We start from the raw sequence: 19588 nt of genomic DNA, 5'->3' as shown, positions 1-19588 counted from the left end.
CGCTCAGTCCAGCTTGTGTTCGGGCACGTTGGGGGTTTCCCAGATCAGGCCGAGATCGGAGAGATGGACCTCCAGCGCGTCGACCTCAAGGCGCAATTCGGCGCCGCCGGAAAAAACCAGCGTCACGATGCCCGATGGCGGGTTCAGTTCCTCGAAGCGCACGGCCAGCAGGTTCAGCACGCCGCCCGGACGGTCCTGCGCGATGTTGCGGGCCTGCGCGGAGCGCACATGCTCGAAATGCAGGCCGGCGCGGGCGCGGGCGCCGCCTTCGCGGCGGTTCTTCGCGTCTTCCCAGCGGAAGCGGTTGACCACCATCGCGAAGCGGCGCGTGGAGGGAAGAAAGGCGAGGTCGGCGACCTTGGTCACCGCGTCCTGCAAGGCGGCGGAGACGACCGCGAGGTCGTCGGCATCCTCGGCCTGGAGACGCAGGTCGCTCATCGCCTCAAGCCTTCTCGCGCCAGATTTCGGCGCCGCAGGCGCCGAGCTTCGCCTCGATGCGCTCGAAGCCGCGATCGAGGTGATAGACGCGGTTGATAACGGTTTCGCCTTCGGCGGCGAGACCGGCAATGATCAGCGCGGCCGAGGCGCGCAGGTCCGACGCCATGACGGGGGCGCCTTTCAGCTTCGGCACGCCGCGCACCAGCGCCTTGTCGCCATGCAGCGAAATGTCGGCGCCGAAGCGGGCCAGCTCCTGCACATGCATGAAGCGGTTTTCGAAAATCGTTTCGGTGATTTCGGATTCGCCGTCGGCCGTCGTCATCAGCGCCATGAACTGCGCCTGCAGGTCGGTCGGGAAGCCGGGGAAGACCTGGGTCACGACATCGGTTGCCTGTAACCGCTCGCCATTGCGGAAGATGCGGACCGCGCCCTGCTCGGTGTCGACGCCGGCGCCGGCGGCGCGCAAAACGGAGAGCGCGGCATCGAAGGTTTCAGGGTCGACGCCTTCGAGCGTTACCTCGCCGCCGGTCATGGCGGCGGCGATCGCATAGGTGCCGGCCTCGATGCGGTCGGCGATGACGCTGTGGGTGGCGCCGTGCAGTTTCTCGACGCCTTCGATGCGCAAGGTCGAGGTGCCGATGCCGGAAATCTTCGCGCCCATCGCGACGAGGCAGCGCGCGACATCGCCGATCTCGGGTTCGCGGGCGGCGTTTTCGAGCACGGTCTCGCCTTCGGCAAGCGTCGCGGCCATCAGCAGCGTGTGCGTGGCGCCGACCGAGACGACCGGCGAGCGGACGATGGCACCCTTGAGACCGCCGGGCGCGGACGCGACGACGTAGCCTTCGACCAAATCGATCTCGGCGCCCATCTTTTGCAGGCCCTTGATGTAGAGATCGACGGGGCGCGCGCCGATGGCGCAGCCGCCGGGTAGCGAGACGCGCGCCTGATGGCAGCGGGCAAGCAGCGGCCCGAGCACCCAGAAGCTGGCGCGGATCTGCGAGACGATTTCGTAGGGCGCGGTGGTCGATTTGATGTCGGCGGCGCGGATGGTCGTCGTGTCGGCATGCTCGCCGGGCTCGACGGAAAGTTCCGCGCCGAGATGGGCGAGCAATTTGCCGAGTGTCTTCACATCGGTCAGGCGCGGCATGTTGGACAGGCGGAGCGGTTCGTCGGTCAGAAGCGCGGCCGTCATCAGCGGCAGGGCGGCGTTCTTGGCGCCGCTGACCGGGATCGCGCCCTTGAGGCGGCGGCCGCCGCGAATGTGAATAGTGTCCATGGGATAAGCGTCCGATCCGGGTTTGGCGCGTTATAGAGGAAAGGGGCCCCGAGTGTCACGCAAGGGGCGCCTCTGCCGCTTATGATGCGCCTTCGCGGCGCTTTTCGGACGATTTCACGGCTTATTTCGACTTTTTGGCCTTTGATTTGGCCTTGGGCGCGGGCTTGCCCTTGGGCTCTGGCTTGCTCTTTGCCGCGGGCTTGGCCTTGGCGGCGGATTTGGCGGCCGGTTTCGCCGCACTCTTGCCTTTGGCCGCGGGTTTTGACGCCGCCTTGGGCACGGGCTTTTTCGGCTCAGCTTTTTTCGGCTCGGGCTTTTTCGGTTCGGGCTTCTTCGGCTCCGCTTTGGCTACGGGCTTCGGCGCGGGTTTGGGCTCCGGTTTTGCGGCCGGCGCGGCGGCGGGGCTCGGGGCGGCGGGTTTCGGCGCTTCGGCCACCGCCGGCGCCTCGGCGGCGCCCGGCTTGCGGGCCTTGCTCTGCGCCTTGCGCTTCTTCAGGTTCTCCCGCAAGGCCTCGGCGAGACGGGCCTGACGGGCGCGGGCCTCAAGCGCCTGGGCGGCGCGGTCGGTGCCCTTGCCACCGGGCTGATGCGGATTGAAATGGCTGGTCGGGGGCTTTTTCATGGCGGACGCTCTCGCTTGGCTTGGGACGGGGCCGGGGCGGACAGGAAACCGCAACAGGGATTTAGGGGGCTTGAAGCGGCGCCGTCAACACGGGTTCGGTCCGCCACGCGCGCGGCTTGCATGAGGGGGGACCCTGTGGCACTTTCCGCGCGTTTTCGGGCGGCCCCTCATCCCTCTTTTACCATTCGGGGCGAGACTTCAGGCCGGTTCCCGCGCCCGCCCAGGCGCGGCGCGATCCGAACCCCGGACGCTGTGGTAGCTCAGTGGTAGAGCACTCCCTTGGTAAGGGAGAGGTCGAGAGTTCAATCCTCTCTCACAGCACCATTTTCCAATTCATCGAATTGAATCTATTCGCTTAAGCCCCGATTCAGGCCGGGCCGATAGCGTCGTCGAAGGTCAAGCCAGCGGGACCAACGACGATGTTGTCAGACAGATGGGCGGGCAGTGCGCGGGGGCCGGTGTGGCCTTTGCTATCCGCCTTTCGCAAGGTCCGCCGTCAATTGCTTTTCACGGTGCTGGCTTGCGGCGTCGCCTTCACGGCGGTTTCCATTCTTCAGACGCCTGCCGAAGTTCGCGCTCCGGCGGAAGTCAGCACGCCGGCCGATTTCAATGCGCCCGCCAGAGCTCCCCGCCCCGCTGCCCTGCCCATCAGTGTCCATGACGGCGATACAATCCGCATCGGCGACGAGCGCATTCGCCTTCTCGGCTTCGACACGCCGGAACTCGGACGCCATTCCCGATGCGCACGCGAAGCACGCGAGGCCGAACGGGCGCGCGATTTTCTGCGGCGGTCCATCGACCGGGCGCGGGACATTCGCATCGAACGCGACGGCACCGACCGCTATGGCCGGACACTGGCACGGCTTTATATCGACGGAACCGATGCAGCTTCGCTGATGATCGGATCGGGATATGCCCGCGCCTATTGGGGCGGTCAGCGCGACGGCTGGTGCTGAGCGGCGCTCGCCCCTACCCCACACTCTCATAGATCGCCGCGAGCAGCGCCTTGTTGCGCGGGTTTTGCCAGCGGGGGCCCATGTCGTTGGTGACATAGGCGAAGGCGACGCGGGCGGCGGGGTCGCAGAAGCCCAATGAGCCGCCGGCGCCGAAATGGCCGAAGGCGGCATCGTTGGGACCGAGACGGCGTTCGGCCTGGGGCAGCTGGAAGCCGAGGGCGAAGCGCGACTCGCGGTCGAGGATGCGGTCGGGGCCGAAGGATTGTTCGGTCGTCGCTTCGGCGAGCATGGCGGATGAGAGGATTTCGATGCCGTCGATCGCGCCGCCATTGGCGAGCGCCGCATAGATGCGGGCGACGCCGCGCGCCGTGCCGTGGCCATTGGTGGAGGGGATTTCGGCCATGCGCCATTCGGGACTGTTGACCCAGCCGGCGCCCGAAATGCCGGGCGGGTTCCAGTAGGTGTTCCATTTCATCAGCGCGTCGTCGGGCAGTTCGCCCGGCGGGCGCTCGGGCAGGATGGAGGGCCAGAGAAACTCGGCGCAGCGGGAATGCTCCGTCTGCGGAAGACCGATGTAAACATCGGCGCCGAGCGGGCCCGCCACTTCGTCGCGCAGGATATGGCCGAGCGTGCGGCCACTCGCGCGGCGCACCAGCTCGCCCGCGAGATAGCCGAAAGTGTTGACGTGATAGCCATGTGCGGCGCCGGGCTCCCACCAGGGCTTTTGGGCGGCGAGCGCCGCCGTCATGCGCGGCCAATCGAACATCGCGCCGTCGGGGAGGTCCTCGCGGATCGCCGGGAGGCCGGCCTGATGGGAAAGGATGTGGCGGAGCGTCACGCGCTCCTTGCCGGCCGCGGCGAATTCCGGCCAGCGTGTTGCGGCCGGGGCATCGAGATCGAGAAGTCCGCGCTCGACGAGGCGCAATGCGACAAGCGCCGTGAAGGCCTTGCCGACCGAAAAGAAATTGACCAGCGTTTCGCGCGCCCAGGGGCTTTCCCGCGCGGCATCGCGGAAGCCGCCCCAGAGGTCGCAAACGAGGCGGCCATCGACCATCAAGGCGACGGCGCCGCCCGGCTCGCCGCGTTCGCGGAAATTGCCGATGAAGGCCTCGCGGACGGGTGCGAAGCGCGGGTCGCAAATGCCGCCGATGGGGATTTCGTCCGTCAACGGATTACCGGAGCAGCGCCATGAGGCTCAGCGCCATCAAGGCCTGTCCGCCATAATATGTCGTCCAGACAATCGGCCCGCGAAAGGGAATGGGGCGGCCGAACTTGTCGGCGGCGATGACGCCGTCGGAAATCACGAAGAGCACCGCGCCGAGACCGAGCCAGGGCTGGGCGGCCGGAATGGCGAGCGCGGCCAGCGCCATGAACAGGATCGTGACCAGATAGACGCCGACGGGAAGCTGGTTCTTTCCGAGGTTCGGCCGCAACCAGAAATAGAGCGCCAGCGCACCGGCGCCAGTGACGAGCGAGGCGGCGTTGGCGACGAGACCTTCGGGCCGGCTTGCCAGCGGCACCATGATCGCCAGATAGAAAAGATGGGCGGCGAGGAAGGCGAGAAGGCCGCGGGTGAAATTGCGCGCGTCGCCCTTCAACGCCAGAAAGAAATCGCCGGCGCTCGAAAGGAAGAAGGCGAAAGCCAGAAGCGCCAGCGGCAGCGCCGCAGCATCGGGCAGCGCCAGAAGCGGCAACGGCACCCAAAGACCGATGGCGGCCGTCTTGAGGCCGGTGCGGAGAGACGATGGTGGGCGGCTTTCGACGGCGAGATAGCCGATAGAGGCCGCGAGCGACAACGCCACCAGAAGAACCCGCAGGCCGTCGAGCCCGTCGCCCCGCATCAATGCCGCTTCGAACATTTTTTGTCCCCCGCTTTTTATCCGCCTATGATCGGCGTTTCCCTCGTTCGCCCATGATCGGCGATGCTCGCGCTTCTTCACAAGGACCAAATATGACCGGCGGCGGCTCGCGCCTCATCGAAAGCCCGCAGAATGCGCGCGCCAAGCTGTGGATGGCGCTTGGCGAGACGCGCGGCATCAAGAAGCATGGCGCTTTTCTGCTGGCCGGTCGCAAGACGGTTCCCGAAGCGCTGAAGCGGCACGCCGCACCGTTCAGCGCCGTGCTGGCGCTGCACGACAAGGACATCGCGGCGCTGAAACCGCCGACGGCACTCGAGCGCTTCGTGCTGTCGCGGGCGCTGTTCGAGACGCTGGACGTCAACGGCACCGGATTTCCGCTGCTGGTGGGGCGGGTGCCGGCGATGGCGGCGGCCGATTTTTCAAAGCCGCCGAAGGGGCTCGAACTCGTCTGCGCGCTCGGGGACCCCGCCAATCTCGGCGCCGTGCTGCGCAGCGCCGCCGCCTTCGGCGCCAAACGGGTGGTGCTGATGGAGGCGGCCGCGCATCCGTTTCATCCGAAGGCATTGCGCGCCGCCGCCAATGCACAATTCGAGCTGCAGTTCCTCAAAGGCCCGGGCTGGAACGCGCTCAACGACGCAAAGGGGGCGCTGGCGGCGCTGGACGGCGGGGGCGAGGCCATCGAGGACTATAAATGGCCCCGCGACATCAGACTGGTGCTGGGCGAGGAAGGGCTTGGCCTGCCGGCGGGGCTGGAGGCGCGGCGGCTGTCGATCCCGACCACGGGGGCGGTCGAATCGCTCAATGCGACGGTGGCGGCGAGCCTGGCGATGCAGGCGCATTTCGCGGCGATGCGCAAAGCGTGATCCCAAGGGTGATCCGGGCAGGACCGAGGGCCGTAGCAAAGGGGTGAGAGCCGGAACGGAACCGGCGTGACACCCTCGAAAGGCCCCTCGGTTGTGACATTGCCTGTCCTGAAAGTTGCGGCTCTCACATTGTTGTTGCTTGCCCCCGGGCTCGGCGCGGGCGCGGCGTTGCCGGCATCTTCCCCCGATCCGGCACAGGCCCCCGCGCTGGCGTTCCGCGTCGAGCGCGGGGGATCGCCCATCGGCACGCACAGCCTTTCCTTTACGCAGGCGGACGATGCGCTGATCGTCGACATCGAGATCAAACTCGCCGTGACCTTCGGTCCGCTGACGCTGTTCCGCTACGAACACCGCAACCGCGAAGTGTGGCGGGACGGAAAGCTCGTGTCGCTCGATACGGAAACAAACGATGACGGGCGCAAATACACGGTGAGCGCGCGGGCGAGCGACGACGGGCTCGCCGTCACAAGTTCGGCCCATGGCAGCTTCACCGCGCCGGCCGGCATCATCCCCACCAGCTACTGGAACCCCGAGACATTGACGCAGACACAGCTTCTCGACACGCAACGCGGCCGGATCGTCGATGTGACGGTGACGCCGGTGGCGACGCGCGAGGTTGCGCTTGGCGGCACGGCGGTGACGGCGCGGGAATACGAGATGACGGGCGATTTGAAACTTCGCCTGCTCTATTCGCTTGAGAACGAATGGCTGAACGTCGCTTTCATGGCGCGGGGCGAGGAGGTCGACTACACGGTCGAGCGGCTCGACCGGGCGCTGGTGCAGAAGGTCGCGGCGCGATGAACGGAACGATCAAGGACGTGGTGTGGATCACCGGTGCGAGCTCCGGCATCGGCCGGGCGCTGGCGCTGAGAATGGCGAAGGCGGGCTATCGCGTGGCGGCGACGGCGCGGCGGGCCGGCGAACTCGAAGCGCTGGCGCGCGAGGCGGACGGTCTGGTCGTGCCGGTTGCCGCCGACACGACCGACGCGGCAAGCCTGAAAGCGGCGGTGACGCGGATCGAGGAAACGCTGGGTCCGATCGGCATCGCGGTGTTCTGCGCCGGGACCTACCAAGCGCTGATGGGCGCCGAGCTGACAGCGGCGAAGGCGCGGCCGCTTTTCGAACTCAACTTCATGGGCACGGTCAATTCGCTCGAAGCGGTGCTGCCCGGCATGATGCGGCGCGGGACAGGGCGGATTGCGATGGTCGCCTCGCTTGCCGGCTATTTCGGGCTGCCCACATCGGCGGTCTATGGCGCGAGCAAGGCGGCGCTGATCAACATGGCCGAAGCGCTGCGGCCCGACCTCGCGCGGCACGGCATCGCGGTGCAGATCGTCAATCCGGGTTTCGTCCGAACGCCGCTGACCGACAAGAACGAATTTCCGATGCCGTTTCTGATGGAAACGGCGGACGCGGCGGAGGCTTTTTATCGCGGGCTGCATTCCAGCCGCTTCGAGATTACATTTCCGCGGCGCTTCTCGCTGCTGCTGCGGCTGTTGCAGATGCTGCCCTACCGGCTGTCGCTGGCGCTGACGCGGCTGACCGTGCCGAAGGAAAAATCAAGGCAGGCGATCAACCGGACTGCCTGATTTCCGCGTAGGCGGCAAGCGCGCGGGCACGGGCCTTCGCGTGATCGACCATTGGATGCGGATAGTTGCTGCCAAGCGCAATACCTGCCTTCGCCAATGCTTCGGACGGCGCAGCCCAAGGCTTGTGGATGTAGCGCGCGTCGAGCGCCGCAAGTTCCGGCAGATGCGCGCGAACATAGGCGCCTTCGGGATCGAATTTCTCACCCTGCAGCACCGGATTGAAGATGCGGAAATAAGGCGCGGCATCGGCGCCCGATCCCGCGACCCATTGCCAGCTCGTGCGATTGACCGCGAGGTCGGCATCGACCAGCGTGTCCTCGAACCACGCCGCACCGCGCCGCCAGTCGACCAGCAGATGCTTGACGAGAAAGGAAGCGGCGATCATGCGGACGCGATTGTGCATGAAGCCGGTCGTCCAGAGCTCGCGCATGCCGGCATCGACGATCGGGTAGCCGGTTTCGCCGCGCGTCCAGCGGCGGAAGGCGGCTTCGTCACCGGCCCAGGGGAAGGCGTCGAATTCGCTCTTCCAGTTCTCGGTGGTGATCTCCGGCCAATGGAAAGTCAGATGATGGGCGAAGTCGCGCCAGCCGAGCTCGCGCAGGAAGGCGGCAACGCCGGACGCGGCCTCGGGATGTGCGATGGCGGCGGCTTCGGCGGATGACCCGATCTGGCGCGGCGAGATTTCGCCCCAATGGAGATGCGGCGAGAGGCGCGAGGTGGCGTCGATGGCGGGGATGTTGCGCGCCGCGCCGTAAGCGCGAACCGTACCGTCGAGAAATGCGGCCAGCCGCTTGGCCGCCGATTTTTCGCCGGGGGTCCATGCGGCGCGCAGGCCGCCTGCCCAATCGGGCCGCGCAGGGCGCAGGTTCCATGTGTCGAGATTTTCGGAGGCGATACCGGCGAGGCCCGTCAGCCGCTTCGGCGCGGGCAGCGGCGCAGGCAAGGGCGCGCGGGCCGACAATGCGCGCCAGAACGGCGTGAAGACCTTGAAGGGCGTACCGCCGCCGGTGCGGACTTCCCAGGGCTCAGCGAGCAGCGATGCGGCGAAGCTTTCGACCTCGAAATCATCGGCGGCGAGCGAGGCCTTCAACGCCTTGTCGCGGGCGATGATGGCGGGGTCGTAGAGGCGGTTCCAGAAGACGGCGCGGGCGCCCGCCTCGCGCGCGATGGCGGGGATCAGGCGCGCCGGGTCGCCGCGGCGCAGGACCAGCGGCGCACCGAGACGGGCGAGATCGGCCGCAAGCGCCGCCAGACTGCCGTGGAGCCACCAGGCCGAAGCGCCGCCCGGCATGTCCGCCGGGTCGAGGATGAAGACCGGCACGACCGCCCCGCTCCGCGCGGCAGCGGCCAGCGCCGGATTGTCGGCCAGCCGCAGATCGCGACGGAACCAGACGATGGCGGGCTTGGGGCCGGATTTCGGAGTGACCATGGACAAAAGCCAAAACAGAAGGGATTACATATAGATACGGCGGGCAGGCGGCGGCGGATCAGCGTCAGCCATGGTCCATCTGGATCATTCCCCTTTCGCGCCTATTTACGGTATTGTCTGTAACGAACCGGTCTTTCGGGAGGAAGCCGGCGGCACCTTGAGGAGGCCCGCGCCATGACGACACGCGTTTCGACCGACATCACCAAGGACAGCGCCTATAACGCCGTCGCGCCCGACGACTTTCCGGCGATGATGGAAGTCGAGCGCTACGGCCAGCGCTCCACCGCCTTCGACAAGATCATTTCGGCGACCCACGACCATTTCTGGGATCCGCTCGACACGAAATATATCGACTTCTCGGCACCCTTCGACATGAAGACGCAGACGGTCGTGCCGATGGAGTTCGTGCTCGAACTACAGACGCCGATCGCCGACCGGCTTTCAGACGAACAGAAGATCGCGCTGTCGAACGAAAGCGCGCGCTGGATGCTGTCGTCGATCCTGCATGGCGAGGCGGGCGCGCTGGCGCTGTCGGCGAGCCTCTGCCACATCCTGAAGGATCCCGGCGCGCAGGAATATGCCGCCAACCAGACGCGCGAAGAGGCGCGGCATGTGACCGGCTTTTCGAAATACATCCAGGCGCGCTGGGGCTCGCCGCTGCCGGTGGGACCGACGCTCGGCAATCTCCTGACCGAGATGGTCAACGCGCCGGAGGTCTACAAGAAGATCGTCGGCATGCAGATGCTGGTCGAGGGCCTCGCGATGGGCGCCTTCGCCTCGCTCTATTCCTATTCCAACGATCCGGTGCTCAGGCATCTTTGCCAGCTTGTGATGACGGACGAGGCTTTCCACCACAAGTTCGGCAAGATCTGGGCCGACCGCACCGTGCCGCACCTGACGGAAGCCGAGCGCAACACGATCGAGGACTGGGCGGCGGAATGTTTCCAGACGCTCCTGTTCAACCTCGCCAACCCGGAACAGAAGAAAGTGATCTATGCGCAGTTCAACCTCGACTGGGAGGAGGTGCTGCATGAGGTCGTGAAAAGCCGCACCGACGACAAGCGGCGCAAGGCGATGTCGAACCAGACGAACATTTTCCGGGTGCTGATCAAGACGCTTCTGAAAGCCGGCATCATCACCGACCGCACCAAGGCCTTTTATGCGACCTATGTCGACATGGACGAGCTTCGCCGCGAGGGCGACGAAATGGTGGGCGATGCGATTGCCGAGGACGGCATCGAATATCTGAAGCGGATCAATTTTTCCGGCGCCGGGCGCGCGGCGAGCGCGGCGGAGTGATCACTCGGTACGGGCGAGCGGCATCACGAAACGCTCACCCTCGCCGCCGATGATGGCACGGATGCGGTAAACCGCTTTGAGATTTTCGGGCGTCAGGACATCCTCCGGGCGCCCGTCGGCTTTCACCACACCTTCATCGAGCAGCACCAGCCGGTCGCAATAGCGCGCGGCGAGCGAGAGGTCGTGCAGCACGGCGATCACCGTGCGGCCGGCGCTCGCGTAAGTGCGCAGCACTTCCATGATGCCGAGCTGGTGATAGGGATCGAGCGAGGCGACAGGTTCGTCGACCAGCAGGAGCGGCGCCTCGACGGCCAGCGCGCGGGCGAGCAGCACGCGGGCGCGCTCGCCGCCCGACAGCGTCAGCACGTCGCGGCCGCGAAAATTCCCGACATCGGCGAGATCCATGGCGCGTGCGATGGCCGCTTCGTCTTCCGGCGCGGGTGCACGGAAGGGCGCCAGATGCGGCAGGCGGCCGAGCGCGACGAGGCGCGAGACTTCGAGCGGCCAGTGGCTGCCCGCTCCTTGCGCCAGATAGGCGATGGCGCGGGCGCGGGCGCGCGGCTCCATTGCGGCGACAACCTGCCCGTCGAGTTCGATCGTTCCCTCATGCGGGATCAGCGCCGCAATGGCGCGCACCAGCGTCGTCTTGCCGGCGCCGTTGGGACCGATGAGGCCGATGAAGGCGCTGTCGCGCGCCTCCAGCGAAACGTCGCGGATGACGCGCGTGCCGCCGAGCGAGGCATGAATGTGAGCAAGCGAAAGATGCATCACGGGTGCTCCCTTCGCGTTTTCAGGATCAGCCAGAGAAAGAACGGCGCGCCGATCAAGGCCGTGACGACGCCGAGCTTCGGCTCCGGGCCGCCGGTCGGCAGGCGCACCAGCAGGTCGGCGGCGAGAACCAGCGCCGCGCCGGCAAGCGCGCTCGGCAACAACAATGACGCCGGACGGGGACCGACCAGCGAACGCATCAGATGCGGCACGACGAGGCCAACGAAACCGATGACGCCGGTGACGGAGACGGCGGCGCCGACCGCAAGCCCGGTGCCGGCAATCGCGCGCAGCGTGACCGAGCGGCGCGCGAAGCCGAGCGTCGCGGCGGTATCTTCACCCAGCGACAGCGCGTCGAGCGCGCGGGCAGTGGAGAGGACGAGCAGCCAGCCGACGAGCATGAAGGGCAGCACGAACCAGACCTGCGCCATGCTGCGGTCTGTCAGCGAGCCCAGCATCCAGAAGACGATTTCGAGCGCCGCATAGGGGCTCGGCGACAGGTTGAGCGCCAGCGATGTCAGCGCGCCGCAAAAGGCGGAGATCGCGACGCCGGCGAGGATGATGGTGACGATGGAGGGGTTGCGGCCGGCCAGCAGATAAAGCGTCGCCAGCGCCGCCAGCGCCCCGGCGATGCCGCCGAGCGGCACCAGCATGGCGGAGCCCGCGGCGATGCCGAAATAGAAGACCAGCACCGCGCCGAGCGCCGCGCCGCTGGAGGCGCCGATCAATCCGGGTTCGGCCAGCGGATTGCGCAACAGGCCTTGCAGCCCGGCGCCCGTGAGGCCGAGCGTCGCGCCGACCAGCAGCCCAAGCAGCGCGCGCGGCAAGCGCACTTCGGTCAGCACAAGCCAGGCAAGTTCGCGGTCGATTGCCGCCATGGTGCGGAATTTTTCGGCCAGGAGTTCGCCGCCGCGGCCGGCATAGACGGAAGCCGCAAGCAGCGCGAGGGTGAGCGCGGCCAGCGAGATGTTGACGAGCCACGCGTTGAGGGAGCGGGTCATCGCACGGGTTCCCGCGTCAACATCCCGTCATAGGTCGCGGCGAGGCGGGCGGCGATGGCGGTGACGTAGCGGGTGCTGCAGTTCCAGTCGCGCGCCGGTAGATCGACCTCATGCGCGTAGCGGGTGCGGTAAAGACGGAGGGCGGGGTGCTGCAACAGCGCGCTTGCCTGCGAGGGCTGGCCGGGGCGGTAGATGCCGATGGCGACCAGTTCGGGCCGCATCGCGATCACATCCTCGATGCCCGGATAGACGAGGCCGAATGGATTTTCATTGCCGATCACATTGCGGAAACCGGTATGCGCGAGGATGCGGCCGAGAATGCTGCCGGGCGTCACTGCACCACCGAGATCCTGATAGAGAATGGCGGTGGGCGCGCGCGGGCCGTCGCGGCGCGCGGCGTCCATCTCGGCATCGAAGCGGGCGATCAGCGCCCTGCCCTCCGCCTCACGGCCAAGGGCGGAGGCCACCGTTTCGATGTTGTCGCGGATGTCGGCGAAGCTGCGGGCATCCTTCACCGTGACGACCGGTACGCCGATGCGGCGCAGCAGGTCGAGCGTGAAGGGCGAGGTGTAGCGATGCGCCAGCACCAGATCGGGCGCGAAATGCAGAATGTCCTCGATGCGGCCGTCGTTTGACGGCACATCCTGCAGCAGATGCGCGACGGCGGAATCATGCGGGTCGCGGCCGAGGCGGAAAACCGATTTCAGCGTGCCGGGCGCAGCGAGGTCTGCGGCGAGAATGTCGGAACAGAGATTGATCGAGACAACACGCTTGGGCGCCGGTCGCGGTTCCTCGGCGGCGCGCGCAACGGCGCCCGCCAGCAGACAGGACAGCACCAACGTCAGACCGAGAATTCTCCGCATCGCCGCGCTCCGTCACATCCCAAAGATGTCGCCGCGCGCGGAAACCCGCTCCCTCCCGGCACACCCCGGCCCGGAGACGGACGACAGCCGAGGCAGGTTTCCTGGCTTGCGGGTCCTTGCCCTCCCCTACCTTCCCGGACGGGTCCAGTGGCGCTTGAGAAGAGAGCTCGCCGCCTACAGTTGCGGGGGCAGCCGCCCTGACATTGCGAGAATGCGCGGACGTTCCCTTTTAACCCCGGCTTTGCGGCCGGGGCACCTTCGGCGGCGCGGAGTGTAGACGCTCAGGCGCCACGGGAAAAGAGCGGCGCGTGATCGATCCGCGGCAGCACATGACGCGCAAAGAGGTCACATTCCGCCGCATGGGGATAACCGGAAAAGATGAACGCATCGAGGCCGAGAGCGCGATAGGCCTCGATCTTCTTCAGGACCTGATCGGGATCGCCGACAATGGCCGCGCCGCAGCCCGAACGCGCACGGCCAATGCCCGTCCAGAGATTGTCTTCGACAAAGCCCTCATCGTCGGCCTCGTCGCGCATTTCGGCCTGCCGGCGAACGCCGAAAGATGTGGCGTCGAGCGACTTCTTCCGGATCGCCTCGCCTGCCGCATCGTCGAGCTTCGACATGAGGCGGCGGGCGGCGGCGCGGGCTTCGGCTTCCGTCTCCCGAACGATCACGTGAACGCGATAGCCGAAACGCAATGTCCGGCCATGAGCGGAGGCGCGCTGGCGCATGTCGTCGAGTACGGCGCGGATGTTCTCGATGCGATCCGGCCACATCAGGAAGACATCCGCCGCGCGGGCTGCGACGTCGCGCGCGTGATCCGAGAGGCCGCCGAAATAGAAGGGCGGCGGGCGATCATGCGGACCGGCGATGCGCGGCGGATCGAGCTCCAGATTGTAGAACTCTCCCTTGTGCGACAGATGACGACCGGAGAGAAGTGTGCGCAGGATTTCCATGACTTCGAGCGTGCGCGCGTAACGCGGCGCGCTGTCGAGCGCTTCGCCCGGGAGGTCCGAGGAGATGATATTGACGGTGAGGCGGCCATGCAGCATGTGGTCCAGCGTTGCGAGCTGACGCGCGAGCTGGGGTGGCCACATCTCGCCGCAGCGGACGGCGACCAGAAGCTGCATGCGCTTCAGGAGCGGCGCGACGGCGCCCGCAAAACCGATGCTGTCGATACCGAGCGCATAACCCGACGGCAAGAGGATGTTGTCGAAACCGCCCTCTTCCGCGCGCATGACAATGTCGCGGCAATGATCGAGCGAGCTTGCAAGCGCCGGGTCGTGCTCACCCATGAATTCATAATCGTCGTCGCAAAGCGCCGAGAACCATGAGACTTCCGCTGGGTGGCTCATGGCAGGCGCGCTCCCATCGAGGTCTGGAGGATGCCGTACCAGTCGGCGCGGGAGAGCTTCACCTTCAGCGCATCGGCGACGCGGGTAATGCGGGCGGGTTGCTGCGAGCCGATGATGGGCACGATTTTCGCCGGATGGGCGAGGACGAAGGCGACGGCGACGGCCTCGCGCGCGACCCCTTCGCGGGCGGCAATTTCATCGAGCTTCGCAATGAGGCCGGAAAGACGCGCACCGTCCGGCCCGCGCGATGCTTCCTCCGCCGGCATGCCGAGGCGGCCGCCCGCGAGCGGCGACCAGGCGAGGACGCCGAGACCCATCTCCATGCACTGGGCGAGCGTGCCGTCGAAGAGCGGCTGGACGGCCCAGCAGGAAAACTCCGGCTGTTGCGTCGCGATGGGAAAATCGAGATGGGCCTGAAGAGCGGCGACCTGGGCGGGCATGTGGTTTGAAACGCCGAGATGCGCGAATTTTCCCTCGGCGCGGAGCTTCGTCAGCGCGGCGGCGACATCCGCCGGATGGGCGAGCATGTCGGGGCGGTGTATCTGAAAGAGCTCGACACGCTCCACCTTCATGCGGGAAAGCGAGGCGTCGAGCGCCTTGCGCAGGTAGGCCCCGCTCGAATCGTAAGGCGTGCCCGGTTCGATGCCGCATTTTGTGGCGAGGACGAATTTGTCGCGAAGACCGGGCGCCTCCTTCAGGACATCGCCGAGCAGCGCCTCGGCCGCGCCGAAGGGGCGAGCATTGTCGAGGCCGTAGACATCCGCGGTGTCGAAGAGCGTGATTCCGGCTTCGAGGGCGGCGTCGATGCGGGCGCGCGCCGTCTTCAGATCGACGCCGGCAAAGCGCCACATGCCCCAGGCGACGGGAAAGACTTCGAGCCCGCTCTTGCCGAGAGGGCGCGGGTTGGGCGATATGGAGAGAGCGGTCATGGGAAAAGGCCGTTTCCTGTTGTTGCCGGGCAGTCTAGCGGCAAGGCGGGCGGCACACGAGGGCCGAAAGGCGATCCGGGAGGCAGAATTGAGCGACACGATCCGCTACGGGATCATCGGTTCCGGCATGATGGGCATCGAGCACATCATGAACATCAACATCATCCCCGGTGCGCGCGTCACGGCAATTGCCGACCCGCATCAAGGCTCGCGCGACTGGGGCCGCGCGACGGCCGAAGGCGAGATCGCGGTTCATGACGATTATCGCGACATGCTGGCGTCGGGCGCGGTCGATGCCGTGATCGTGGCGACACCGAACTACACGCATGCGGCGGTTCTGGACGACATATTCGAAACGTCGCTGCATGTGCTTTGCGAGAAGCCGCTTTGCACGACGATCGAGGACGCGCGGAAGGCCGCCGCGCGTGCGAAGACGCACAAGGGCGTCTTCTGGGTGGGCATGGAATATCGTTACATGCCGCCGGTGACGCGTTTTGTCGAGGAAGTGCATGGCGGGCGGACGGGCCGTCTCAAGATGTTCGCCATTCGCGAACACCGCTTTCCCTTCCTCAAGAAAATCGGCGACTGGAATCGATTCAGCCGCAACACGGGCGGCACGCTGGTCGAAAAGAGCTGTCACTATTTCGACATGATGCGCCATGTCGTGCAGTCGGAGCCGGTGCGCATCTATGCCAGCGGCGGCCAGGACGTCAATCATCTCGACGAACGCTATGACGGCGCCGTGCCCGACATCCTCGACAACGCCTTCGTGATTGTCGATTTCGCCAACGGGGTTCGCGCGATGCACGATCTGTGCATGTTTGCAGAGGGATCGCGCAACCAGGAGGAAATGTCGGCCGTCGGCGACAGCGGCAAGATCGAATGCCTGATACCGGAGAGCAATCTCGTGTTCGGGACGCGGCAGCCGAAAAAAGTGGAAGTGGAACATGTGGCCGTGCGGGACGATGTGCTGAAAGCGGGATATCATCACGGCGCATCCTACTATCAGCACCTGGCCTTCCAGCGGGCCATCCGCGAAAACGGCCCGGCGCAGGTGACTGCGGATGATGGATTGAGAGCCGTGGCGATGGGTCTTGCTGCGCACCGCTCCATTGATGAAGGGCGGCCCGTATCGATGAGCGAATTCGGGCTTTAGAAACCACAAGAAACGGGAACCGACATGCTGACGCTTTATCATTGCAACGGCGCACGCTCGATGCGCTCGCTCTGGCTGCTTTACGAAATGGGCATCGAATTCGAGCTGAAGGAGCTGCCTTTCAGCATGGAGGGCCTGAGGACGCCGGAATATCTGGCGATCTCGCCTTTGGGGCGCGTGCCCTGTCTTGTCGATGACGGCGTTTCGGTTTTCGAGTCGGGCGCCATCGCGCAATATCTCGGCGAGCATTACGACCCGCAAGGAAAGCTGCACCGCGCGCCTGGACATGCCGAACGCACCGAATGGCTGATCTGGCTGCATTATGCCGAGACGATGGCCGTGCATGGCGCGAGCCTTGTGCAGCAGAAGGTTTTCATCGCGAAGGAAGAGCGCTCGCCCGTCGTGCAGAAGCTCGAATCGCGGCGGCTCGAAAAGGCGCTTGAAGTGGTCGACAAGCACCTCGCCGACCGCGAGTACCTGCTCAAAAGCGGCTTCAGCGCGGTCGACACCAATGTCGGCTACAGCGTGCATCTGGCGAAGGGCTTCGTGCCGCTCGAACCGTTTGCGAATGTCGTGAAATATTACGAACGGATTTCGGCGCGGCCGGCCTTCATCAAGGCGGCGGCCAGCGTGCCGCTCAGCGAGCAGGCGCCGAAATCGGCATGAGTTCCTTCATCGCGCGCTTGGGCTTCCGGTCTTCGGTGAAGAGGCCCCAATGGGCTTCTTCCGGGTGGTGGCCCGGCACCGGATTGAAGTCGTAGATGCGCCACGGCGCATCGAATGCGGAGAAGAAGGCGAAGGCGCGTTCACGCGCGGGCGGCAGCGCCTTCGTCATTTCGGCGTAGAAGGCGGCCTGCTTCGCCTCGTCGAAATTCTTTTCGCGTGGTCCGGTCGGTACGCCGGTTTCCTTGACGAGGATGGGGCCGCAGAAGGCTTCGCCGCCGAGCCGCGCCACGACCCGCACGACAAAGTCGGCCCAGTTGGCCGGCGGCGCCTCGGCAAACCAGGGCTCGAAGACCGGGTGGATGTTGACGGCCAGAAAATCAAGTTCGGCGAGCAGCGGCGCGGCCTCGGGTTCGAGGAAGGTCGCGAAAGGTTCCGTCACCGTCAGCGGCAGCATCGGCGCGTGGGCGCGCAGCTTTTCGATCGCGCCTTTCAGCGCCGTCCAATCGCCGCGATTGCCGAAGACGATCTCGTTGCCGAGCGAGATGCCGACGACAATATCGGGATGGGCGCGGCGGGCGGCGAGCGCATTTTCGATCTCGACTTCGTCCTCGATGTCCCAGATGCCCATGACGACGGCGCGGTAGCCGAGCTCTTCGGCGATTTTCGGAACGAGCTCAGCGCCGCTATGGGCGCCATAGGTGATGAGGCCGTCGAACCAGGGGCGCAGCGTCTCGAGATCGGCGCGGATCGAAACCTCGCTCGCCTGCACGGGGTTGCCGTCCCAGATCTTCAGTTCGGTCGGCTGGTAGGCGACGAAGCGGCCCTCGGCCATCGCGTCCTGAAGGCGGGAGAGCGCCGGGGCGGGCTCGTCACGCGTCGCGCAGACGGGTGCGGCGGCGGCGGCCGTGGCGGCAAGGCAAAACGTGAGCGTGGCGAGGGCGAGGCGCATGAGAGAAGAGCTAGACCGGCAATGTGGCGATTTCCGGTTCACGGGGTGCGGGCAATCTGGGACACGCAAAAGCCCGGCTCCTCGCGGAGCCGGGCTTTCCGTGACTTTGGAAGTTTGCCGCAAGAAAGCCTTAGACGGCTTCCTTCAGGTCCTTCGCGACGCGGAAGGCGACCTTTTTCGACGCCTTGATCTTGATGGCTTCGCCGGTCGCCGGGTTGCGGCCCATGCGGGCGGCGCGCTTGCGGACCTGGAGAATGCCGAGGCCCGTGAGACGGACCTTGTTGCCCTTTTTCAGGTTCTTGACCGTCAGTTCAACGAAATCGCTGAACAGCTCAGTCGCGGCCTTCTTGGACATGCCGTGCTTTTCGGCCAGTTCGGCGATCAGCTTCGACATCGGGACGGTCGGCGCAGTCGGCGCCTTTTTGGCGGCGGCAGGAGCCTTCTTGGCAGCGGGTTTAGTGGCCATGATTTGAATTCCCTCGGATAAGTTCGGGACGATATTCACTGAGTCGCGCGATTCGTCCAAGCAATAAGTTCATATTTGACGGGCATCGGAGCGAAAAACTGTTGATAACAGTGGCTCGGATGCGCGGGCGCGCGAAAAAACCCTTATTCGAAGGCCTCATCCCATGTGCCGCGCGTCGAGGCCTTGGAATATTCGGTGGCGCGGTTCTCGAAGAAGTTGGTGTGTTCGATGCCGTTCAGCATCTCGTCCATCCAGGGCAACGGGTTCTTTTCGGTGCGGTAGATCGGCTGCAGGTTGAGCTGCACCAGGCGGCGGTCGGCGATGTAGCGGATGTAATCCTTCACTTCCTGCGCCGAGAGGCCCTCGACGCCGCCCATTTCGAAGGCGAGGTCGATGAAGGCGTCCTCGTGATGGATGATGGTTTCGCAGGCCTTGTAGATGTCGTTGCGGAGGTTCTCGGTCCAGATTTCCGGGTTCTCGTCGATGAAGGTGCGGAAAAGCTTCATGGCCGAGACGGTGTGGAGCGACTCGTCGCGGGCCGACCATGTCACGATCTGGCCCATGCCCTTCATCTTGTTGAAGCGCGGGAAGTTCATCAGGATCGCGAAGGAGGCGAATAGCTGCACGCCCTCGGTGAAGCCGCCGAAGACGGCCAGCGTCTTCGCGATGTCTTCCTTCGTCTCGACGCCCCATTCCTGCATGTAGTCGAACTTGGCCTTCATCTGGTCGTATTTCAGGAAGGCTTCGTATTCGGCTTCCGGCATGCCGATCGTGTCCAGCAGGTGGCTGTAGGCCGAGATATGAACCGTCTCGATGTTGGAGAAGGCGGCCAGCATCATCTGCACTTCGGTCGGTTTGAAGACGCGCGAATAATGCTTCATGTAGCAATTGTTCACTTCGACGTCGGCCTGCACGAAGAAGCGGAAAATCTGCGTCAGCAGGTTGCGTTCGGGCTCGGTCAGCTTTTTCGCCCAGTCCTTCACGTCGTCGGCCAGCGGCACTTCCTCCGGCAGCCAGTGGATGCGCTGCTGCGTCAGCCATGCGTCATAGGCCCAGGGGTAGCGGAAGGGCTTGTAGACGTGACGTTCTTCGAGGAGTGACATG

General features: G+C 65.7%; 21 protein-coding genes, 1 tRNA gene and 1 riboswitch. Of the genes, 8 read left to right on the top strand and 14 right to left on the bottom strand.

What is annotated here, in order from left to right:
- Positions 1-3: 3 nt before the first annotated feature.
- The 3 genes from KF719_RS12905 to KF719_RS12895 all read right to left on the bottom strand — a co-directional run bounded on the left by KF719_RS12905 (position 4) and on the right by KF719_RS12895 (position 2336).
- On the bottom strand, positions 4-438 hold the full coding sequence (locus KF719_RS12905; protein ID WP_293509112.1) for a DUF2948 family protein: 435 nt from the start codon (positions 436-438) through the stop codon (positions 4-6).
- A gap of 4 nt (positions 439-442) precedes the next feature.
- Entirely contained in the window at positions 443-1714 is a 1272-nt protein-coding gene (murA, locus tag KF719_RS12900) for a UDP-N-acetylglucosamine 1-carboxyvinyltransferase (RefSeq protein ID WP_293509111.1), read from the bottom strand.
- A gap of 121 nt (positions 1715-1835) precedes the next feature.
- Entirely contained in the window at positions 1836-2336 is a 501-nt protein-coding gene (locus tag KF719_RS12895) for a hypothetical protein (protein WP_293509110.1), read from the bottom strand.
- A gap of 249 nt (positions 2337-2585) precedes the next feature.
- Between KF719_RS12895 and KF719_RS12890 the strand changes: the two genes are divergently transcribed.
- Both KF719_RS12890 and KF719_RS12885 read left to right on the top strand, forming a co-directional pair.
- Positions 2586-2660, top strand: a tRNA-Thr gene (locus tag KF719_RS12890).
- 143 nt (positions 2661-2803) lie between these two features.
- Positions 2804-3292 carry a thermonuclease family protein gene (locus tag KF719_RS12885; RefSeq protein WP_293509109.1) on the top strand — a complete coding sequence of 163 codons (489 nt, stop codon included), beginning with the start codon at positions 2804-2806 and terminating at the stop codon, positions 3290-3292.
- 13 nt (positions 3293-3305) lie between these two features.
- Here the strand turns inward: KF719_RS12885 and KF719_RS12880 are convergent, their stop codons facing one another.
- Both KF719_RS12880 and KF719_RS12875 read right to left on the bottom strand, forming a co-directional pair.
- The gene (locus tag KF719_RS12880) at positions 3306-4460 is read right to left on the bottom strand and encodes a serine hydrolase domain-containing protein (protein WP_293509108.1); all 1155 of its coding nucleotides are present in this window, start codon (positions 4458-4460) and stop codon (positions 3306-3308) included.
- Between the two features lie 4 nt (positions 4461-4464).
- A complete protein-coding gene (locus KF719_RS12875; protein WP_293509107.1) occupies positions 4465-5151 on the bottom strand; it encodes a lysoplasmalogenase in 687 nt (228 codons plus the stop codon).
- Between the two features lie 92 nt (positions 5152-5243).
- On the opposite strand from KF719_RS12875, the gene KF719_RS12870 reads away from it, so the two are divergent.
- The 3 genes from KF719_RS12870 (at position 5244) to KF719_RS12860 (ending at position 7603) form a co-directional block, all read left to right on the top strand.
- Positions 5244-6014, top strand: coding sequence for an RNA methyltransferase (locus tag KF719_RS12870; RefSeq protein ID WP_293509106.1), 771 nt, complete (start codon positions 5244-5246; stop codon positions 6012-6014).
- A gap of 66 nt (positions 6015-6080) precedes the next feature.
- On the top strand, positions 6081-6815 hold the full coding sequence (locus tag KF719_RS12865; RefSeq protein ID WP_293509105.1) for a DUF6134 family protein: 735 nt from the start codon (positions 6081-6083) through the stop codon (positions 6813-6815).
- Positions 6812-7603: an SDR family NAD(P)-dependent oxidoreductase gene (locus KF719_RS12860; protein WP_293509104.1), complete on the top strand. Its 792-nt coding sequence runs from the start codon at positions 6812-6814 to the stop codon at positions 7601-7603. Before KF719_RS12865 ends, KF719_RS12860 begins: the two co-directional genes overlap by 4 nt.
- Here KF719_RS12860 and KF719_RS12855 read toward each other — a convergent pair.
- Positions 7587-9032: a deoxyribodipyrimidine photo-lyase gene (locus KF719_RS12855; protein ID WP_293509103.1), complete on the bottom strand. Its 1446-nt coding sequence runs from the start codon at positions 9030-9032 to the stop codon at positions 7587-7589. The genes KF719_RS12860 and KF719_RS12855 overlap by 17 nt on opposite strands.
- Before the next feature lie 174 nt (positions 9033-9206).
- Here KF719_RS12855 and KF719_RS12850 point away from each other — a divergent pair, with 174 nt between their 5' ends.
- Positions 9207-10331 (top strand): diiron oxygenase, encoded by a 1125-nt coding sequence (locus tag KF719_RS12850; RefSeq protein ID WP_293509102.1) that lies wholly within the window; start codon positions 9207-9209, stop codon positions 10329-10331.
- On the opposite strand, the gene KF719_RS12845 is transcribed toward KF719_RS12850, so the two are convergent.
- The 5 genes from KF719_RS12845 to KF719_RS12825 all read right to left on the bottom strand — a co-directional run bounded on the left by KF719_RS12845 (position 10332) and on the right by KF719_RS12825 (position 15247).
- Positions 10332-11099: an ABC transporter ATP-binding protein gene (locus KF719_RS12845; protein WP_293509101.1), complete on the bottom strand. Its 768-nt coding sequence runs from the start codon at positions 11097-11099 to the stop codon at positions 10332-10334. It lies immediately after the preceding gene.
- The gene (locus KF719_RS12840) at positions 11099-12100 is read right to left on the bottom strand and encodes an iron ABC transporter permease (protein WP_293509100.1); all 1002 of its coding nucleotides are present in this window, start codon (positions 12098-12100) and stop codon (positions 11099-11101) included. The genes KF719_RS12845 and KF719_RS12840 overlap by 1 nt, the downstream gene beginning before the upstream one ends.
- Complete coding sequence (locus tag KF719_RS12835) at positions 12097-12963, bottom strand: ABC transporter substrate-binding protein (protein WP_293509099.1); 867 nt, start codon at positions 12961-12963, stop codon at positions 12097-12099. The genes KF719_RS12840 and KF719_RS12835 overlap by 4 nt, the downstream gene beginning before the upstream one ends.
- Positions 12964-13036: 73 nt before the next feature.
- Positions 13037-13238: riboswitch (cobalamin riboswitch) on the bottom strand.
- 6 nt (positions 13239-13244) lie between these two features.
- Positions 13245-14318: an LLM class flavin-dependent oxidoreductase gene (locus KF719_RS12830; RefSeq protein ID WP_293509098.1), complete on the bottom strand. Its 1074-nt coding sequence runs from the start codon at positions 14316-14318 to the stop codon at positions 13245-13247.
- Entirely contained in the window at positions 14315-15247 is a 933-nt protein-coding gene (locus KF719_RS12825) for an aldo/keto reductase (RefSeq protein WP_293509097.1), read from the bottom strand. Before KF719_RS12825 ends, KF719_RS12830 begins: the two co-directional genes overlap by 4 nt.
- Positions 15248-15335: 88 nt before the next feature.
- On the opposite strand from KF719_RS12825, the gene KF719_RS12820 reads away from it, so the two are divergent.
- Entirely contained in the window at positions 15336-16403 is a 1068-nt protein-coding gene (locus KF719_RS12820) for a Gfo/Idh/MocA family oxidoreductase (RefSeq protein WP_293509096.1), read from the top strand.
- A 24-nt stretch (positions 16404-16427) separates the two neighbouring features.
- Positions 16428-17069: a glutathione S-transferase family protein gene (locus KF719_RS12815; RefSeq protein ID WP_293509095.1), complete on the top strand. Its 642-nt coding sequence runs from the start codon at positions 16428-16430 to the stop codon at positions 17067-17069.
- On the opposite strand, the gene KF719_RS12810 is transcribed toward KF719_RS12815, so the two are convergent.
- From KF719_RS12810 to KF719_RS12800, 3 genes are all read right to left on the bottom strand, one after another.
- The gene (locus tag KF719_RS12810) at positions 17041-18018 is read right to left on the bottom strand and encodes a hypothetical protein (protein ID WP_293509094.1); all 978 of its coding nucleotides are present in this window, start codon (positions 18016-18018) and stop codon (positions 17041-17043) included. The two genes, KF719_RS12815 and KF719_RS12810, sit on opposite strands and share 29 nt — an antisense overlap.
- A 130-nt stretch (positions 18019-18148) precedes the next feature.
- Positions 18149-18484, bottom strand: a complete 336-nt coding sequence (locus KF719_RS12805; protein ID WP_293510658.1) for an HU family DNA-binding protein — start codon at positions 18482-18484, stop codon at positions 18149-18151.
- Between the two features lie 143 nt (positions 18485-18627).
- Positions 18628-19587, bottom strand: coding sequence for a ribonucleotide-diphosphate reductase subunit beta (locus KF719_RS12800; protein ID WP_293509093.1), 960 nt, complete (start codon positions 19585-19587; stop codon positions 18628-18630).
- Position 19588: the final 1 nt, after the last annotated feature.

It is taken from the genome of Parvibaculum sp. (assembly GCF_019635935.1).
Taxonomy (GTDB): domain Bacteria; phylum Pseudomonadota; class Alphaproteobacteria; order Parvibaculales; family Parvibaculaceae; genus Parvibaculum.
This window is presented reverse-complemented; position numbering and strand designations above follow the sequence as displayed.

Coding starts and splice junctions, on each gene's coding strand:
- KF719_RS12905 (WP_293509112.1), bottom strand. CDS start 438: ATGAGCGACCTGCGTCTCCAGGCCGAGGATGCCGACGACCTCGCGGTC.
- murA (WP_293509111.1), bottom strand. CDS start 1,714: ATGGACACTATTCACATTCGCGGCGGCCGCCGCCTCAAGGGCGCGATC.
- KF719_RS12895 (WP_293509110.1), bottom strand. CDS start 2,336: ATGAAAAAGCCCCCGACCAGCCATTTCAATCCGCATCAGCCCGGTGGC.
- KF719_RS12875 (WP_293509107.1), bottom strand. CDS start 5,151: ATGTTCGAAGCGGCATTGATGCGGGGCGACGGGCTCGACGGCCTGCGG.
- KF719_RS12870 (WP_293509106.1), top strand. CDS start 5,244: ATGACCGGCGGCGGCTCGCGCCTCATCGAAAGCCCGCAGAATGCGCGC.
- KF719_RS12860 (WP_293509104.1), top strand. CDS start 6,812: ATGAACGGAACGATCAAGGACGTGGTGTGGATCACCGGTGCGAGCTCC.
- KF719_RS12855 (WP_293509103.1), bottom strand. CDS start 9,032: ATGGTCACTCCGAAATCCGGCCCCAAGCCCGCCATCGTCTGGTTCCGT.
- KF719_RS12850 (WP_293509102.1), top strand. CDS start 9,207: ATGACGACACGCGTTTCGACCGACATCACCAAGGACAGCGCCTATAAC.
- KF719_RS12845 (WP_293509101.1), bottom strand. CDS start 11,099: ATGCATCTTTCGCTTGCTCACATTCATGCCTCGCTCGGCGGCACGCGC.
- KF719_RS12840 (WP_293509100.1), bottom strand. CDS start 12,100: ATGACCCGCTCCCTCAACGCGTGGCTCGTCAACATCTCGCTGGCCGCG.
- KF719_RS12835 (WP_293509099.1), bottom strand. CDS start 12,963: ATGCGGAGAATTCTCGGTCTGACGTTGGTGCTGTCCTGTCTGCTGGCG.
- KF719_RS12830 (WP_293509098.1), bottom strand. CDS start 14,318: ATGAGCCACCCAGCGGAAGTCTCATGGTTCTCGGCGCTTTGCGACGAC.
- KF719_RS12825 (WP_293509097.1), bottom strand. CDS start 15,247: ATGACCGCTCTCTCCATATCGCCCAACCCGCGCCCTCTCGGCAAGAGC.
- KF719_RS12815 (WP_293509095.1), top strand. CDS start 16,428: ATGCTGACGCTTTATCATTGCAACGGCGCACGCTCGATGCGCTCGCTC.
- KF719_RS12810 (WP_293509094.1), bottom strand. CDS start 18,018: ATGCGCCTCGCCCTCGCCACGCTCACGTTTTGCCTTGCCGCCACGGCC.
- KF719_RS12805 (WP_293510658.1), bottom strand. CDS start 18,484: ATGGCCACTAAACCCGCTGCCAAGAAGGCTCCTGCCGCCGCCAAAAAG.
- KF719_RS12800 (WP_293509093.1), bottom strand. CDS start 19,587: ATGTCACTCCTCGAAGAACGTCACGTCTACAAGCCCTTCCGCTACCCC.